Source organism: Yersinia antarctica (genome assembly GCF_056636475.1).
Genome location: NZ_JBSJQF010000001.1, coordinates 3,533,896 through 3,550,977, shown reverse-complemented (window position 1 = coordinate 3,550,977; position 17,082 = coordinate 3,533,896). Strand labels below are relative to the sequence as shown.

Sequence of the window (17,082 nt, the reverse complement as noted above, 5' to 3'; positions counted from 1 at the left end):
TCGAAGAGTATGCAGCGAACAGGCAAAGCAACACCATCAGGGAGAGATAAGCGCCGGGCTGCCATTGATCGTTTAGTGCACATGGCGGTGACGAGTAGTGGCTTGTTAGTGCTGCTGACACTGATGTTGATTTTCGTTTACCTATTGTATGCCGTATTACCGTTGTTTAAACCGGCCTCTATCAGTTTGCATAATCAGTTCGCTGTCACTCGCAGTGCGCCGACGGCCGCGCTGGGTATTGATATTCAAGGGCAGATCGGATATCGCATTGATAATCAAGGCTATGGCTACTTTATTCGGCTCAATGCACTGGGGGCATCCCCAGCAGGTAGTCTGATAAGCGAACAGCGGTTATCGCCCCCACCGGTATCAATCAGCCGTGCAGCCAATGGGCAACCTTTGTATGGCGTTGGCCTGAGCAATGGCCGTCTTACTCTACTGCAACCCGATTTCTCAGCCACACCGCCACGCTGGCAATTTCCGCTGGGTGAACAGCCGCGTTTTATGGATTTGAAAGGCCAACGCTTGCAGCATTTGGTGCTGGCTGAACCGCAACCACAGCAATTTACCATTGCCGCCGTTACCGATGATGGCCGCTTGCTGGCAGGGACGTTTACTGCCCAAGGGCAGCAGGTTACTGAACTGACGGATGTGCCGAAAACGGTCAGTCAACTGTTATTGGCACCTGACGGGCGTTTGCTCTATCTGTTATCCGGCCAGCAGTTATCTATCTATCAATTTGGCCCAGAACTGAAATTGCGTGAAACTGTGTCGTTACTGGATGACCAGCATGCGTCTGATGGGCCATTGACCCTCTCTTTGCTACCAGGTGGCAAGTCGTTGCTGGTGCAAGCGCCGGGCGGCGTAATCAGCCAATGGTTTGATGTGCAGAAAGGGCCGGATAATCAATTTCACTTGACGCGCATACGCAGTTTCACTCCAACAGGTAAGGGCTTATTGACCACGGAGCGCGCGCGTCGGGTCTTTGCCTCATTATCGCCACAAGGCGAGCTATCACTCTTCTCCAGTATCCAGTCAACGCCTTTGCTGCAACATAAATTAGCTGACGGCGTTACCGACGCCGCGTTCTCCCCTTGGGGCGATAGTTTGCTGCTTGAGAATGCTGCCGGTTGGTCTACCTATCAATTGGACAATCGCTATCCAGACATTGGCTGGCGTAGCTTGTGGCAACGGGTGTGGTATGAGAATTACCCTGAGCCAGCCTATGTTTGGCAATCAAGCTCGGCCGAAGAAAGCTATCAGGCTAAATTCAGCTTGGTACCGATTATTTTCGGCACATTAAAGGCGGCCGCCTATGCCATGTTATTCGCCGTTCCATTAGCCTTGGCGGGGGCAATTTATACGGCCTATTTTATGTCGCCAGGTTTGCGGCGAGTGGTTAAACCGGCCATTGAGATGATGGGGGCATTCCCAACCGTGGTTATAGGTTTGATTGCTGGTATTTGGTTGGCTCCGGTAATTGAACATTATCTGACGGGAATTCTGCTACTTCCGCCGCTGTTGGCGCTGGCTATTTTATTGTGTGGCTGGGGGAGTAGTTGTCTGGTGGAAAAGACACAATGGCGGTTACCTGCGGGCTGGGACGTGATTGTGCTGTTGCCGGTTATCCTGCTGACCGGTTGGTTCGCATTATGGTTGGGACCACAACTGGCGCAGTGGGTGCTAGGAGGGCCGTTACATGAGTGGTTGGGTGACAACTACTCTCAACGTAATGCGCTGGTGGTCGGTGTCGCCATGGGGTTTGCTCTGATCCCGGTCATCTTTTCGCTGGCAGAGGATGCACTATTCAGTGTGCCGCCGTCACTCAGCCAAGGCTCATTGGCACTAGGGGCGACCCCGTGGCAGACGTTAACCCGGGTCATTCTGCCCTCAGCCTACGCTGGTATCTTCTCTGCACTGATGATTGGTTTTGGCCGTGCGGTGGGGGAAACCATGATTGTGCTCATGGCGACCGGCAATACACCCATTATTGATGGCAGCATTTTTCAGGGGTTACGGGCGATGGCCGCCAATATCGCTATCGAGATGCCGGAAGCGGTCGTCGGTAGCGGCCACTATCGGGTGCTATTCCTGACCGCACTGGTGCTGTTTTGCTTCACTTTTTTAGTCAATACACTGGCCGAGGCTATTCGTCTGCGGTTGCGTGAACGCTATCAGATGGAGCGGACGGCGTGATGAACATTAAGCCTAATGTGTCTGGCGTGACCAAAAAGTGGTTTGCATCGGGTTCCCCGTGGATCTGGCTAACCGCTAGTGCTGTCAGTATCAGCCTGCTGGCGTTGCTTGGGATCATATTATTGTTGGCAGGCCAAGGGATGCGATATTTCTGGCCCGCCCCGGTCTATCTGTTTGAGCTTAAGCAAACGGCGGCAGGCCCGGTCAAAATGATTGGTGAAATTTATCAACAGCAGACGCTGTCACGTCAGCAATTAGAACAAGCCGGCGTGATGTTACCGTCGCAGGCCGGTGAGACAGTAACCCGCTATTTGATTAAAACCGGTAACCGTGAGATTCAGAGTCAGGATTTCCATCGCCTGCTGGACAGTGATATCCAGCAACGCACTTTGCCTAAAGATCTGCTGGTGCTGGATCGCCAAAACAATGGTACGGCATACGGTTTCCTCGCTGGCATGTTGGATAACGGCCAACCGTTAGTGGGCAATGATTTGGCTCAGGAACTGCAAAAACGTATTCCTGTGATACAAGGTCTGGTCAAGCGCGCGCAGGATATTCAGTTCCGCCAAATGAATATGCTCAATCAACAGTTTGAGGCGTTGCGGTTAGAGAAGAAACGGCTACAAATGAATGGCGACCTTGACAGTAAATCGCAGGACCGTATCGAGGCGGAGTGGGGGGCGCTGCAACGTAGCCATCAAGCCATGATGGAAACATTACGCGGGCTACAAACCGAGCAAAGTCGCTACACGCTGTTATTGCGCGACATGAATGGGCAAATCCACCCACTGTCACTTAGCCAGATTAACCGCGCCTGGTATCCCAATGACATGACTTTCGGGCAAAAACTACATCATTGGGCAGCACAAACTCAGAAATTCCTGACCGATAATCCGCGCAATGCCAATACCGAGGGCGGTGTGTTCCCAGCGATTTTTGGTACGGTACTGATGGTGATATTGATGTCTATCGTGGTCATGCCATTAGGGGTGATTGCTGCGGTGTATTTACATGAATATGCCGGCAAAAACTGGTTGACCCGAATGATCCGTATTTCTGTGGTGAATCTGGCTGGGGTGCCCTCTATTGTTTATGGCGTGTTTGGCCTCGGTTTCTTTGTCTATCTGATTGGTGGATCACTGGATAAACTGTTTTACCCAGAGGCGCTCCCCAACCCGACATTCGGTACCCCTGGCGTTTTATGGGCGGCGTTAACGCTAGCACTGCTGACGTTGCCAGTGGTGATTGTTGCCACCGAAGAGGGGCTATCACGCATTCCGGCCAGCTTGCGGCAAGGCTCGCAAGCGCTGGGAGCCACTAAGGCTGAGACACTGTGGCATATTGTGTTACCGATGGCGGCACCGGCGATGATTACCGGGCTTATTTTGGCGGTGGCACGGGCTGCGGGGGAAACCGCGCCGCTGATGCTGGTAGGGGTGGTGAAATCAGCGCCGCTCTTGCCAGTCGATGGTATCTTCCCGTTCCTGCATTTAGAACGTAAGTTCATGCATTTGAGCTTCCAGATATACGATATGGCATTTCAAAGCCCCAATGTGGAAGCGGCTCGCCCATTAGTCTTTGCCACAGCTCTGCTGCTGGTGATCATTGTGGTCGGCCTTAATTTAGCGGCTATTGGTATTCGCCATCATTTGCGTGAAAAATATCGAGGTTTATTGTTGTGACTGAACTTTTTAACCCGCAGGACGAAATATGGGACTTTTGACGCCAGATTCGCTGCCGCTGCTTGATGTGCAGCAATTGACCGACGAGCAAACAGCGCTGGCGGTCGAAAAGCTCAATTTATTTTATGGTGACAAACAGGTGTTGCACGATATTTCATTTAATGTGCCTAAGCACCGTGTTACTGCGCTGATTGGCCCGTCTGGTTGTGGTAAATCTACCTTATTGCGCTGCTTTAACCGCATGAATGATTTGCTGGATAACTGCCATCTTGAGGGTGAAATCCGGCTAGGTAGTGAAATTATCACCGATAAAACCACTGACGTTGCCGCATTGCGTCGGCGGGTTGGCATGGTGTTTCAGCGGCCCAACCCATTCCCTAAGTCAATTTATGAGAATGTGGTATATGGCCTGCGCTTGCAGGGGATTCGTGACCGTCGGGTGCTTGATGATGCTGTTGAGCGCTCATTGCGGGCCGCAGCATTGTGGCATGAAGTGAAGGACCGGTTGCGGGAAAATGCCTTTCGCCTCTCCAGCGGCCAGCAGCAGCGCTTGGTCATCGCCAGAGCCATTGCTATTGAACCTGAGGTGTTATTGCTCGATGAGCCGACATCCGCTCTGGACCCAATATCCACCCTAACCATCGAAGAGTTGATAACCACACTCAAGCAGCAGTACACCGTGGTACTGGTCACCCATAATATGCAGCAGGCGGCGCGGGTCTCGGATTACACCGCCTTCATTCATCAAGGGAGCCTGGTGGAATATAACGATACCGATGCGTTGTTCACTTCACCGCGTCAGCGCCGGACGGAAGATTATATTACCGGGCGTTACGGTTGAACATTTAGCGCCAGTACAGCAGTTTCTAAGGTGTTTGCTTTATTTATCAATTGCGATTTAAGTTTACACTTTCATGTGCCGCTCGTTATTTAGGTGACTATTGAATGGAAGCGTTAAGTGAAAGAGCTATTGATAACTCAGCCTGATTTTATGGAGACATTTAGTTGTGTCGGCACAGCATGTCGCGAACACTGCTGCAAAGGCCAAAATGTCACGCTTGATAGAAATCGTTATCAAAAATACATTAAAAGCCCTTACGCAGAAATTAAACGTATTGCCATTAACCAGATTTCTGTTACTCAAGCCAGCCTTGCCTCTTGGGCCAATATTCACCCAGATAGTCAGGGGAATTGCCCCTTTCTTGATGAACAACGGTTATGTCAAATTCACAAACATGCCGGCGCTCATGCACTGAGTCACAGTTGCGCAACTTTCCCCCGCGTTGAACATGTTTATAAAAATCAGAAAATTAAAAGCATGTCACTCTCTTGCCCTGAAGTAACCCGGCAGGCGTTATTTTCCGATGACGCGCTAACGTTGCGTTTTTCTACTATCAACCAATATGACTATTACAAAGCACCGGATATTGTTATTGAAGAGCGGTTGGTTAATCGCGCTTGTGCGGCAATTGCAGCCAGCCAGCAACCGAATATTGAAGAAAATCTTTGGGCGATAAATTGTTTATTACATAATTATCAAGCCTGGGATGACGTGAGTAAAATTAAAATGGTTGAGATAGACAACCTGCGCACTGAACTTATCGCCACCATGATGGTGGGGCAAGCAGCCCATGAACTGGCTGCGGCGAAGAGAGAGCCGACTATCGGTGATGAGCGATTAAATTTCTTGGCTGATTTTATTGCACAACTGGCTGATATTCGGGGGCGAAATACGCTGGCGGCTTATGCTCAACCGTTGCTGAGCTACGCCACTAATGACCTGATTGAGCAAAATAATAATAAGCAACAATTAAACAATGCATGGCAACAGTATGCATTGCCCTTTTTTACCAAATACCCGTCAGTATGGCGCAATTATTTTCTGTTACGCATTCATCATGACCAATTGGCGATGGGGGATGAGCAAGCGGCGGTTACAGTATTTAATCTACAAGCTATAGATTTCTTCTATTTGAAAGCACTCATTTCAGCCTATGCCAGCCAGCATGGGGAGCTAACCGAAGATGACGTGATTGGTATTATCTATTCTTATCATGCGTGTCGGGAATCCACGGACAGCTCAAGCCAGAAATTTAAACAAGACGTTATGGCTTGGGCGCTAAAAGAAGATTTTTCATTATTATCGTTGTTGGCGTGAAATAGTATTTAACTTAGTGGCGGATTGTGTCGTTTGTTATCTGTAAATTATCAGTAACTAATAGGGATCTATTCAGTGAAGGAATTACAGATTATCCAACCTGAATTCGTTAAGAATTTCAGTTGTATTGGGTCAGACTGCCGTGACCACTGTTGTCATGGTTGGGATATTAACCTCGATAAAAATACCTACCGAAAATATAAAAATAGCCAAAATCAAAGTATTAGAAATATAGCAGTTAAGAATATTACAGTTACACGAACAAACCCATCCAATTGGGCTAAAATACGCCTTAAAAGCGATGGCAACTGCCCTTATCTTGACGAGTCTCGTCTGTGTGAAGTACATAAACGCTTGGGGAGCGAGGCGCTGAGTAATACTTGCTCGACATATCCACGCAGTAGCCATAAGTACAAAACAGAACAATTTAATACTTTGACACTTTCCTGCCCAGAGGTTACCCGGTTGGTATTGTTTAATCCGCATGCATTTACTCTGCATGAGGAGACCGTCTACCAAAAACAGTATTTCAATAATAGAAAAATGAATACTGAAGGGCAATTTATTCACTATTATTGCAACCAAATAGTGACTATGCCGAATGATAATTTTGAAGAGAATATTTATGCGGTTCATGTTTTTATGCACTGCTGTAAAAATATCGATAGCACCGTCGATGACAAATTACAGATGATATTTGAATTATATACCACCATTCGAGCCAAGTTGCAGGCTGGCGATATACGAGAAGAGGTTGCAAAGATCACTTTTAATGCTAACGCACGTTGGCATTTCCTAATGATATATCAAAGGAATACGGTTAGCGCTATGGGTACTAGGGGACATAAAACGCTATTTAATTATATGGCTTTTCTCATTCATCATTTGATGAATGAAGTAGATGTTAACCAACTAGAAGAACGTATGGCTATGTTAAGCGCTACCTGGAATGACAGAGTTATGCCGTTGCTTAACCAACACCCCCATATTCTACGTAATTTTTTTCAGTATAATTTCTACCATAATCAGTTTGCACTTAGTAAAACTGATGATATTGATAAGGACTTTCATTCCTACGTTATCGATTTTTTTATTATAAAATCAGTTATCAGTGCATTTGTAATACACAATGGCACGTTGAGTGAAGATGATATCATTAATATCGTCTATTCATACAGTATCTTTAAGCTGCACAAGAGTAATGCTCAAAGTATCCTGTTATCTAACATAGATAAAGTCAATGAAAGTGATGATTTTTCTTTACTGAATATGTTGAATTGATATTGGGGCCAACTGAACTGGCCCCAGCGGATTAAGCACTCTTTATCGATGGTGTTTTATATTTAGCCAAATATTGTGGCTGGAAAATGCACATACGAATTACAGTACGGTATTCACCATTGATAAAGAACTCTTGCTTTAATTCACCCTCTATTTCAAAGCCTAATTTTGTATAGATATGGATAGCTTTTTGATTTTCTTTATCAACAATCAGATAAAGTTTGTACAAATTCAGTACCGAAAAACCATATTCCATCGCCAGTCTTGCGGCAGCACCTGCATGGCCTTGACCCTGATGAGCCGGGTCGATAATTATCTGAAACTCAGCACGGCGGTGAATATGGTTAATTTCAACTAACTCCACCAGACCGACTTTTGTCCCCTGGCTTTCAATAATAAAGCGGCGCTCACTCTGGTCATGAATATGTTTATCATACAGATCAGACAGTTCAACAAAGGCCTCGTAAGGCTCTTCAAACCAATAGCGCATCACGCTGGCATTGTTATCTAACTGGTGAACAAACGGCAAGTCATCCCGTTCTAGTGGGCGTAACCTGACGCTGTTAGTGGTAGACATACATATTCCTCATTGGCGACAGCGGTTGCTGCCCTAAAAATTATACTATTAGCACAAGAGGTAAGCACAGGGGAATTAAAAAAGGCGCTAACCATTAATGGCCGCGCCTTTAATCAATATTTATTAACTTGTTTTATTCAGCCGCGTAGCCTTGGGCAGGTAGGCGTTCACCATCCAGCCAGGCGGCATTATCACGCATAGCAAGACGGCCATCGGTAAACCAACTGACTACCAGCGGATAAATGCTGTGTTCCTGAGTTTGTACTCTTTCGACCACATCCTCTTCGCTATCCTCACTGAAAACCGGTACTTTGGCTTGCAGAATAACCGGGCCGCCGTCCAGCTCTTCAGTAACGAAATGCACTGAGGTGCCATGCTCCGGATCACCGTTTTCCAGTGCCTGACGATGAGTGTGCAGACCGGGGTATTTCGGCAACAGTGACGGATGGATATTTAACATTCGTCCAGCATAGTGCTGAACAAACTCTGCACTGAGAATGCGCATATAACCGGCTAACACCAGTAAGTCAGGCTGATAGTAGTCAATGGCTTGCGCCAATGCCAAATCAAAACTGGCGCGATCCGCATAGGACTTGGCATCCACAGCATGGTGGGGAATACCCGCCAATTCAGCTCGTTCCAACCCATAAGCATCGGGGTTATTACTGAACACGGCACTGATGGTACCTGAAATACGCCCTTGTTGTTGGGCGTCGATCAACGCTTGTAGATTACTGCCCTGGCCGGAGACCAAAACCACTATCTTTTTCATATACCCTTCGTACTTGAAGCTGCGGGGTGTTGGCTGCGCGCATTACTCGGCCCATCCGTGGGCCTCGCCTCGTTGAGGCCGCTGCAAGCAGCGTTGAAATCTGCTCCCGGCAGATTTGTCACCTGAATCACGGACTTGAGTCAGCTCATCGGGATTTTGAAGCTGCAGGCTGAGTCAGCAATGTTATGGATTGATGATGACTTGATCTGCACCGTCAGTCGCCGCCGCAATCACACCGATTTTCCAGGCTTTCTCACCGGATGCGGTCAGTAACTCAACGGCGATATCAGCCAGTTCTGCCGGGAGCGCAACAACCATGCCGACACCACAGTTAAAGGTACGATACATTTCGTGGCGACTGACATTGCCGGCTTGCTGCAACCAACTAAATACCGCAGGCCACTGCCAGCTAGCTTCGTCGATAACCGCTTGAGTCCCTGCGGGTAATACCCGTGGGATGTTTTCCCAGAAGCCGCCGCCAGTCAGATGAGCAATAGCATGAATATCAAGCTGCTCAATCAGGCTGAGAATGGATTTAACGTAGATTTTGGTCGGTTCCAGCAAATGGTCAGCCAGCGATTTACCATCCAACTGAGTTTGCTCAGGATTGGTGTTGCTGACTTCCAGAATTTTGCGTACCAGTGAATAACCATTGGAATGCGGGCCGCTGGCACCTAAGGCAACCAACGCATCACCCGGTGTCACTTTGCTGCCATCAATGATTTCAGACTTTTCAACTACACCAACGCAGAAACCGGCAACGTCATAATCTTCACCGTGGTACATCCCCGGCATTTCTGCGGTTTCGCCGCCAACCAGTGCACAACCTGATTGTTTACACCCTTCGGCGATACCGGTAATCACACTGGCGGCAGTATCCACATCCAATTTACCGGTGGCAAAGTAGTCAAGGAAGAACAGCGGTTCAGCACCCTGAACCACCAGGTCATTGACACACATGGCCACTAAATCGATACCAATGGTATCGTGGCGTTTCAGGTCCATCGCCAGGCGCAGCTTAGTGCCTACGCCGTCGGTGCCTGAGACTAAAATAGGTTCACGGTATTTTTGTGGCAAAGCACACAGGGCACCGAACCCGCCCAATCCACCCATCACTTCTGGGCGACGAGTTTGTTTAACCACACCTTTTATGCGATCAACAAGGTCATTACCGGCATCGATATCTACGCCTGCGTCTTTATAGCTGAGAGAGGTTTTGTTGGTCACAGCGAGGTCCCCACGGCGGTTGGCTGTTTGAGCTTATATCCTTCATACTTGAAGCCGCAAGAGGGCTCGCTGCACGAACTTATCCAAATCACTGACTTAGTCAGCTCATCGCAGTTCGCTTGCTGGCAGCCTACCTGCAACGCCAATTACTTTGGCTATAGGAAGAAAACGCGACAATTCTAACAGCGCAGGCAAACGTTTGCGAGTAGCTTGTGATATCACGCTGATTTTTAGCTTTCTTGACTTAAGATTGATTTTCTATTGATCTGAATCAGGCTATTCATTGTGGCGTTCAAAAAAAAAGGCGGTATAATCTCGCGATTTTTTTGGCCGTCAACCGCCTAACCAGGAGAAAAATAATGAAGATCGTTGAGGTGAAACACCCGCTAGTAAAACATAAACTTGGTTTGATGCGTGAGAATGATATCAGCACGAAGCGTTTTCGCGAGTTAGCGTCTGAAGTAGGGAGTTTGCTGACTTACGTGGCAACCGCCGATCTGGAAACTGAGAAAGTCACCATTGAGGGTTGGAACGGGCCGGTAGAGATTGAACAGATTAAAGGTAAGAAAATTACGGTGGTGCCGATCCTACGTGCTGGTTTAGGCATGATGGAAGGGGTGTTGGAAAATATACCGAGTGCCCGCATTAGCGTGGTGGGTGTCTATCGTGATGAAGAGACACTAAAACCGGTACCGTATTTCCAGAAACTGGTTGCTGATATCAACGAACGTATGGCGTTGGTTGTTGACCCTATGCTGGCAACCGGTGGTTCGATGATTGCGACTATCGACTTGCTGAAGAAAGCCGGCTGCCAGAGCATTAAAGTGTTGGTATTGGTTGCCGCACCGGAGGGTATCAAAGCGCTAGAAGAAGCGCATCCAGACGTAGAGCTGTATACCGCCGCCATCGATCAGTGCCTGAACGAACACGGTTATATCATTCCAGGTTTGGGTGATGCCGGGGATAAGATTTTCGGAACCAAATAACTGATGATAGCCGACTCGATAGTCGGCTTTTTTTTGAATAACTTTTAGCATAATCATTTTTAAACACACCATTAAGAGGATAGAGAAATGAGCCGTCGCACCATCGGTGTCAGCGAGCGTCCACCGCTGCTCCAGACGATCCCCTTGAGTTTTCAACATTTGTTCGCCATGTTTGGTGCCACCGTTTTAGTTCCTATTCTATTTAAAATTAACCCGGCCACGGTGCTGCTGTTCAACGGTATCGGAACCTTGCTCTATCTGTTTATTTGTAAGGGAAAAATCCCGGCTTACCTCGGCTCAAGTTTTGCGTTTATCTCACCGGTACTGCTGCTATTGCCCTTGGGATACGAAGTTGCCTTGGGTGGTTTTATCATGTGCGGCGTGCTGTTTTGTCTGGTGGCGCTGATTGTGAAAAAAGCCGGAACGGGTTGGCTGAATGTGCTGTTCCCGCCCGCGGCGATGGGGGCGATTGTTGCCGTTATCGGCCTTGAGTTAGCTGGCGTTGCTGCGGGTATGGCCGGATTATTGCCCGCCCAAGGTGTGACAGTAGATTCAACCACTATTATCATTTCAATGGTGACGTTAGGGGTAACCATTCTGGGATCGGTGCTGTTCCGTGGCTTCTTCGCCATTATCCCTATCTTGATCGGTGTGTTGGTCGGTTATGCTTTGTCATTCGTGATGGGGGTGGTTGATTTAACCCCGATTAGTCAGGCCCATTGGTTTGCCTTACCGACGTTTTATACCCCACGTTTTGAATGGTTCGCTATTTTAACCATCTTTCCTGCGGCGCTGGTGGTTATTGCCGAGCATATTGGGCACTTAGTGGTCACGGCGAATATTGTGAAAAAGGATTTGATTCGTGACCCTGGTCTGCATCGCTCGATGTTTGCCAACGGTATTTCGACGGTGATTTCCGGCTTCTTTGGCTCAACCCCCAATACCACGTATGGTGAGAATATCGGTGTTATGGCGATCACCCGTGTTTACAGTACTTGGGTGATAGGTGGCGCGGCGATTCTGGCGATCATGCTGTCTTGTATCGGTAAATTGGCTGCTGCCATTCAAGCGGTGCCAGTACCGGTGATGGGCGGTGTTTCACTACTGCTGTACGGTGTTATTGCCGCATCAGGTATCCGCGTGCTGATCGAGTCAAAAGTTGACTATAACAAAGCACAAAACCTGATCTTAACCTCCGTTATCCTGATCATCGGGGTGAGTGGCGCGAAAGTGAACATCGGCGCAACAGAACTGAAAGGCATGGCTTTAGCAACGGTTGTGGGGATTGGCTTGAGCTTGCTGTTTAAAGTGATCAGTCTGATTCGCCCTGAAGAAGAGATTATTGACGCCCAGGAAGACGAGTCCACACGTTAATATCGGTGCAATAAAAAGTGATATCTGGCCGGGCAGTTATTGTGGGTTCGGCCAGTTTTTCGCTTCAGATCAGGTTTTTATGCTGTTGTTAATTTTTGTGGTAAGCTTGCCACGTTTTCCCGCCCGTTTTGTTGGTTGAGGTGCTTCTGAATACGCCGGCACAGCTTTCACTGCCACTCTATCTTCCCGATGATGAAACTTTTGCCAGTTTTTATCCGGGGGAGAACCCGTCCCTGTTAGCGGCGATCCAGTCCACTGTTCATCAGTCCCACGGCAGTTATATCTATTTTTGGTCGCGCGAAGGCGGTGGCCGGAGCCATCTATTACATGCAGCTTGTGCGGAGTTATCGCAAAAAGGCGAGGCGGTAGGCTATGTCCCGCTCGATAAACGTGCCTATTTTGTACCCGAAGTATTAGATGGTATGGAGCAGTTGGCGCTGGTTTGTATTGATAACATTGAGTGTATCGCGGGCGATGAGCAGTGGGAAATGGCGATCTTTAATCTCTATAACCGCATTGTTGAAACCGGCCGTACCCGTTTATTGATTACCGGTGATCGCCCACCACGGCAATTAAATCTCGGTTTGCCTGATTTAGCTTCACGCTTGGATTGGGGGCAGATCTATAAATTGCAGCCGTTGTCGGATGATGAAAAATTGCAGGCTTTACAGTTACGTGCCAAATTGCGTGGTTTTGAATTACCCGAAGACGTCGGCCGTTTCTTGCTAAAACGGTTGGATCGGGAAATGCGCACACTGTTTATGACCCTGGATCAACTTGATCGGGCCTCTATCACCGCCCAGCGTAAGCTCACCATTCCTTTTGTAAAAGAAACTCTTAGCCTTTAATCCCCTTCCTTTGGCAAGTGGTAGGGGGCGCTGCGTTGGTGACTCGGTCCTTCCATCGGCCTCGCTTCGATACGCAGCGTTCAATCATGGGTTGCAATCAAGTTACGGTAAAATCTCAAGCACCTGCTCAGGCGGGCGGCCGATACGTGCCTGGCCGTAATAAACCACAATCGGGCGCTCGATAAGCTTTGGGTTATCGCTCATTGCTTGCAGCAACTGATCCTGCGTTAGTGCCTCATCTGCCAAATTCAGTGTTTTGTAGAGATCTTCTTTGGTGCGCATAAGCTGCCGCGCGTCATGAAAGCCGAGTTGTTGCAGTAACGCTTTTAACCCCGCCACAGACGGTGGATTGTCTAAATATAATATGACCTGTGGCTGAATCCCCTGCTGTTCAACCAGCGCGAGGGTTTCCCGGCTTTTAGAGCAGCGTGGATTATGATAAAACGTGACATCTTTCATGATAAATTTCCTTAAGACTTCTGGTATTTCTGGAAGCGCTTATCTAGCTGGCGTAACTGGTCAATGCGCGCATCATAACGCGCCTGTTCCAGACTCCCCAATTTCACCCGAGCACTGGCATCGCTGAGCAGGCCGATGGCCTGTGGCAATTTGCCGCTCAAAGCCAGGCTCTCTGCCCGAGCAGCCAGTTCCTGATCACGTAAACCCAGTGCAGCTGCTGCCTGGGCTAACAGATCCCAGCCATTAGGGTCGTTTGGATTAGCAAAGGTGTAGCGATTTAGTATCTTGACTGCTGCCGCCGGTTGGCCACCTTGGACATAAGCGTTGGCCAGGTTCAATTGCAACACCGGCTCATCATTTTGTTTAGCGGTTGCCGCTTGCAGGCGGGCAATGGCGGCGGCGGCTTTGTTTTGCCCCAGATCGATATCAGTCATCAAATCAAGGAACCAAATATTGCCCGGTTGTTGCGCTAACAGGGGCTGTAACAGATTGCGGGCTTCATCGTACTTTTTGGCCTGATACCATAAAATGGCCTGACCGTATTTGGCCGCCAATTGCTCGCGCACCGTGCCTTTACTCAATGTTTCCAGCAGGTCTGGCGTGAGGCTGTTCTCAGTTGAGCCATACATGCCCAGAATACGAACTTTGGCGAATAAGTAATCTTGTGATGACGCGATAGGGTGCGGTTTCATCTGATTAGCACGGTTACGCGCATCAGATAAACGGCTATCTGGTAAGGGGTGAGTCAGCAGCATTTCCGGTGGTTTTGATGTATATCGTGACTGATCGGCTAATTTTTGCAGGAAGTTAGGCATGGCCTGCGGATCAAACCCCGAACGCTGTAATACCTGAATACCTATACGGTCAGCTTCCTGTTCGTTGCCTTGAGTAAAGCTGATGACGCCTTGTTGAGCGCCTGCTAACGTGCCGCTCAAACCCGCCATCCCTGCTTGTGGGCTGGCCATGGTTAACAGAATAGAACCTAGTACCCCGACCCACGTCAGCGGCGCCATTCTTTGCTGTTCTTCCATCGCGCGCGCCAGATGGCGTTGAGTCACATGAGATATTTCATGTGCTAATACAGATGCTAGTTCACTTTCGTTTTCGGTATAGCGGAACAGGGCAGAGTGGAGCACCACATTGCCACCGAAGAAAGCAAAAGCGTTAATTTGATCGTTATTCACTAAATAGAAATGAAACGGCGTACGTACTGAGTAGGCATTGGCGACCAGCCGATTACCCAGCGTATTGATATATTGAGTCAATAGCGGGTCATAAATCAGCGGTGTGCTGGCGCGCATTTGGCGGACATAAAAATCCCCCATTGCCTTTTCCTGATCGATACTCAAAGTGGCACCCGCAGAGGTACCAATATCGGGCAGCAGGTCTTGTGTCTCAGCGCTGGCAGGTATTGTGCCAGTGAGCAGCAAGCTACTGAGTAGTGTGGCGATCATTGTCTTACTTAACCGACCTGTTTTAGTTAACCGATAAGTCATAAACGAGGCTGCCCTTGCTAATGTAATGACAATTAGACTCCGAGATGTGTAAGAGTTCTTCTTCCTTACTCTACTCTCCAGTACAATTGGGTATAGATCACATAAATAGCATCAAATACGTCAAAGGTTAAGCTCAACATCCGTGCTGAGGCCCGCAACTATCTTAGCCAGCATGTGGAGATAAGGGAACGTCTGACGAAAACAATTTACCTTCGTTATGTCCCTGCATGTCGGGGCGGTTAAAGGGATCGACTAATTTGTCGATCTCTCATGGCACTTAAGGAGCAATTACGGATGCTAGAGCTGTTGTTACAGTGGTATCGTCGGCGTTTTACCGACCCGCAGGTTATCGCTTTATTGGTTATTCTGTTGGCTGGATTCTGCATTCTCTACTTCTTCAGTGGCATTTTGGCTCCTCTGCTGGCGGCGATCGTGTTGGCGTATTTGTTAGAATGGCCAACCGCCCGATTACAACGTATTGGTTGTTCGCGCCCATGGGCGGCCAGTATCGTACTGGTGATTTTCGGTGGTATCACACTACTGGCGGTATTTGTTGTGGCGCCAACGGTGTGGCAACAGGGCAATAATCTGATATCAGATATGCCGAAAATGCTTAATAAATTCAATGCGTTTGCTCAGACATTACCTTCGCGTTATCCCGCGCTGGTGGATGCCGGCATTGTCGATATGATGGCAGAAAATCTGCGAAGCAAGCTGTCGGGGATGGGGGAGTCCGTGGTTAAAATCTCTCTCGCTTCATTGATAGGTTTACTGACATTGGCAATTTATTTGATTCTGGTGCCACTGATGCTGTTTTTCCTGCTCAAAGATAAAGAGCAGATGCTGAATGCAGTACGGCGTATTTTACCGCGTAATCGCGGTCTGGCTGGGCAAGTCTGGCTGGAAATGAACCAGCAGATAACCAATTATATTCGTGGCAAAGTATTGGAGATGGTGATTGTTGGCATCGCCACGTATTTAGTGTTCTTTGTTATGGGTATGAATTACGCGCTGTTATTGGCGGTGTTAGTCGGCTTCTCGGTACTGATCCCTTATATTGGCGCAGTGATTGTCACTATTCCAGTAGTGTTGGTGGCGTTATTCCAGTGGGGGGTTGGGGCCGATTTCTGGACACTTTTTATCGCCTATCTGGTAGTACAAGGGCTGGATGGTAACTTGCTGGTGCCGGTACTGTTCTCTGAGGCCGTAAACCTACATCCTTTGGTGATTATTCTGTCAGTGATCATTTTTGGCGGCATGTGGGGCTTTTGGGGGGTATTCTTTGCCATCCCGTTAGCTACGCTGGTGAAAGCGGTTATTCATGCCTGGCCGGAGGAGTTTATCCCCGACGCAGATTAACTTATACTCGTCATACTTCAAGCTGCATCTGCGTTGGCTGCCTTCGTTCACCCCAGTCACTTACTTATGTAAGCTCTTGGGGCTTCACTTAGTTGCCGCCTTCCTGCAACTCGAATTATTTAGAGTATATGAAGATATGACGAATAAAAAAGAGCGTTTGAGCGCTCTTTTTTTGCTCTTCTGACTAACTAATCACTCAGGCACTTTGGCGCAAGTAATCCACTACGATATCGTGGTGGTTGGTGGTTTTGAAATTATCAAACACATGCTCCACCTTACCGTCGGCATCAATTAAGAAACTGATACGGTGGATACCATCGTAGGTTTTACCCATAAAGCTTTTTTCGCCCCAGACACCAAACTGCTCTGCGACCTGATGATCTTCATCAGACAGCAATGTGAAGTTCAGTAGCTCTTTTTCAGCGAAACGTGACAGCTTTTCAGGTTTATCGGTACTAATACCGAGCACTTCGACACCCGCTTTCTTCAATTCATCCATGTTGTCGCGCAGACCGCAGGCCTGAACAGTACAGCCTGGTGTCATGGCTTTAGGGTAGAAGTAGACCAAGACACGTTGTCCCTGGAAGTCGGCCAAACTAATCTGCTCGCCATCTTGGTCGGGCAAACTAAACTTCGGCGCTATATCACCGGCTTTCAATGGGCTCAT

Annotated in this window: 15 protein-coding genes; 9 read left to right on the top strand and 6 right to left on the bottom strand. The window is 48.3% G+C overall.

Annotated elements, in window-relative coordinates:
- Window positions 1–9 precede the first annotated feature (9 nt).
- The 5 genes from ACWJJO_RS16510 (at window position 10) to fliB (ACWJJO_RS16490) (ending at window position 7,317) form a co-directional block, all read left to right on the top strand.
- Window positions 10–2,196 (top strand): ABC transporter permease subunit, encoded by a 2,187-nt coding sequence (locus ACWJJO_RS16510; protein ID WP_083163273.1) that lies wholly within the window; start codon window positions 10–12, stop codon window positions 2,194–2,196.
- A complete protein-coding gene (gene pstA, locus ACWJJO_RS16505; RefSeq protein ID WP_442821420.1) occupies window positions 2,196–3,878 on the top strand; it encodes a phosphate ABC transporter permease PstA in 1,683 nt (560 codons plus the stop codon). Before ACWJJO_RS16510 ends, pstA begins: the two co-directional genes overlap by 1 nt.
- 28 nt (window positions 3,879–3,906) lie before the next feature.
- Window positions 3,907–4,719, top strand: coding sequence for a phosphate ABC transporter ATP-binding protein PstB (gene pstB / locus ACWJJO_RS16500; RefSeq protein ID WP_083163277.1), 813 nt, complete (start codon window positions 3,907–3,909; stop codon window positions 4,717–4,719).
- Window positions 4,720–4,836: 117 nt separating this feature from the next.
- Window positions 4,837–6,036: a flagellin lysine-N-methylase gene (gene fliB, locus ACWJJO_RS16495; protein WP_083163279.1), complete on the top strand. Its 1,200-nt coding sequence runs from the start codon at window positions 4,837–4,839 to the stop codon at window positions 6,034–6,036.
- Window positions 6,037–6,111: 75 nt separating this feature from the next.
- The gene (gene fliB, locus ACWJJO_RS16490) at window positions 6,112–7,317 is read left to right on the top strand and encodes a flagellin lysine-N-methylase (RefSeq protein ID WP_481091264.1); all 1,206 of its coding nucleotides are present in this window, start codon (window positions 6,112–6,114) and stop codon (window positions 7,315–7,317) included.
- 31 nt (window positions 7,318–7,348) lie between these two features.
- On the opposite strand, the gene speG is transcribed toward fliB (ACWJJO_RS16490), so the two are convergent.
- The 3 genes from speG to purM form a co-directional block, all read right to left on the bottom strand.
- Window positions 7,349–7,894: a spermidine N1-acetyltransferase gene (speG, locus tag ACWJJO_RS16485; protein ID WP_083163283.1), complete on the bottom strand. Its 546-nt coding sequence runs from the start codon at window positions 7,892–7,894 to the stop codon at window positions 7,349–7,351.
- Between the two features lie 133 nt (window positions 7,895–8,027).
- Window positions 8,028–8,666, bottom strand: coding sequence for a phosphoribosylglycinamide formyltransferase (gene purN, locus ACWJJO_RS16480; RefSeq protein WP_083163285.1), 639 nt, complete (start codon window positions 8,664–8,666; stop codon window positions 8,028–8,030).
- A gap of 183 nt (window positions 8,667–8,849) precedes the next feature.
- Window positions 8,850–9,893 (bottom strand): phosphoribosylformylglycinamidine cyclo-ligase, encoded by a 1,044-nt coding sequence (gene purM / locus ACWJJO_RS16475; protein WP_083163287.1) that lies wholly within the window; start codon window positions 9,891–9,893, stop codon window positions 8,850–8,852.
- Between the two features lie 359 nt (window positions 9,894–10,252).
- Here purM and upp point away from each other — a divergent pair, with 359 nt between their 5' ends.
- The 3 genes from upp (at window position 10,253) to hda (ending at window position 13,101) form a co-directional block, all read left to right on the top strand.
- Window positions 10,253–10,879, top strand: a complete 627-nt coding sequence (gene upp, locus ACWJJO_RS16470; protein WP_005183956.1) for a uracil phosphoribosyltransferase — start codon at window positions 10,253–10,255, stop codon at window positions 10,877–10,879.
- Between the two features lie 87 nt (window positions 10,880–10,966).
- Window positions 10,967–12,253, top strand: a complete 1,287-nt coding sequence (uraA, locus tag ACWJJO_RS16465) for a uracil permease (protein WP_481091263.1) — start codon at window positions 10,967–10,969, stop codon at window positions 12,251–12,253.
- 140 nt (window positions 12,254–12,393) lie between these two features.
- Window positions 12,394–13,101, top strand: coding sequence for a DnaA inactivator Hda (gene hda / locus ACWJJO_RS16460; RefSeq protein ID WP_032906019.1), 708 nt, complete (start codon window positions 12,394–12,396; stop codon window positions 13,099–13,101).
- Window positions 13,102–13,203: 102 nt separating this feature from the next.
- On the opposite strand, the gene arsC is transcribed toward hda, so the two are convergent.
- Together arsC and bepA are read right to left on the bottom strand one after the other, a co-directional pair.
- On the bottom strand, window positions 13,204–13,560 hold the full coding sequence (arsC, locus tag ACWJJO_RS16455) for an arsenate reductase (glutaredoxin) (protein WP_481091262.1): 357 nt from the start codon (window positions 13,558–13,560) through the stop codon (window positions 13,204–13,206).
- Between the two features lie 11 nt (window positions 13,561–13,571).
- Window positions 13,572–15,056 carry a beta-barrel assembly-enhancing protease gene (bepA, locus tag ACWJJO_RS16450; RefSeq protein ID WP_481091261.1) on the bottom strand — a complete coding sequence of 495 codons (1,485 nt, stop codon included), beginning with the start codon at window positions 15,054–15,056 and terminating at the stop codon, window positions 13,572–13,574.
- 294 nt (window positions 15,057–15,350) lie between these two features.
- Between bepA and ACWJJO_RS16445 the strand changes: the two genes are divergently transcribed.
- Window positions 15,351–16,415, top strand: a complete 1,065-nt coding sequence (locus ACWJJO_RS16445; protein WP_050084783.1) for an AI-2E family transporter — start codon at window positions 15,351–15,353, stop codon at window positions 16,413–16,415.
- A gap of 196 nt (window positions 16,416–16,611) precedes the next feature.
- On the opposite strand, the gene bcp is transcribed toward ACWJJO_RS16445, so the two are convergent.
- Window positions 16,612–17,082 (bottom strand): thioredoxin-dependent thiol peroxidase, encoded by a 471-nt coding sequence (gene bcp, locus ACWJJO_RS16440; protein WP_083163299.1) that lies wholly within the window; start codon window positions 17,080–17,082, stop codon window positions 16,612–16,614.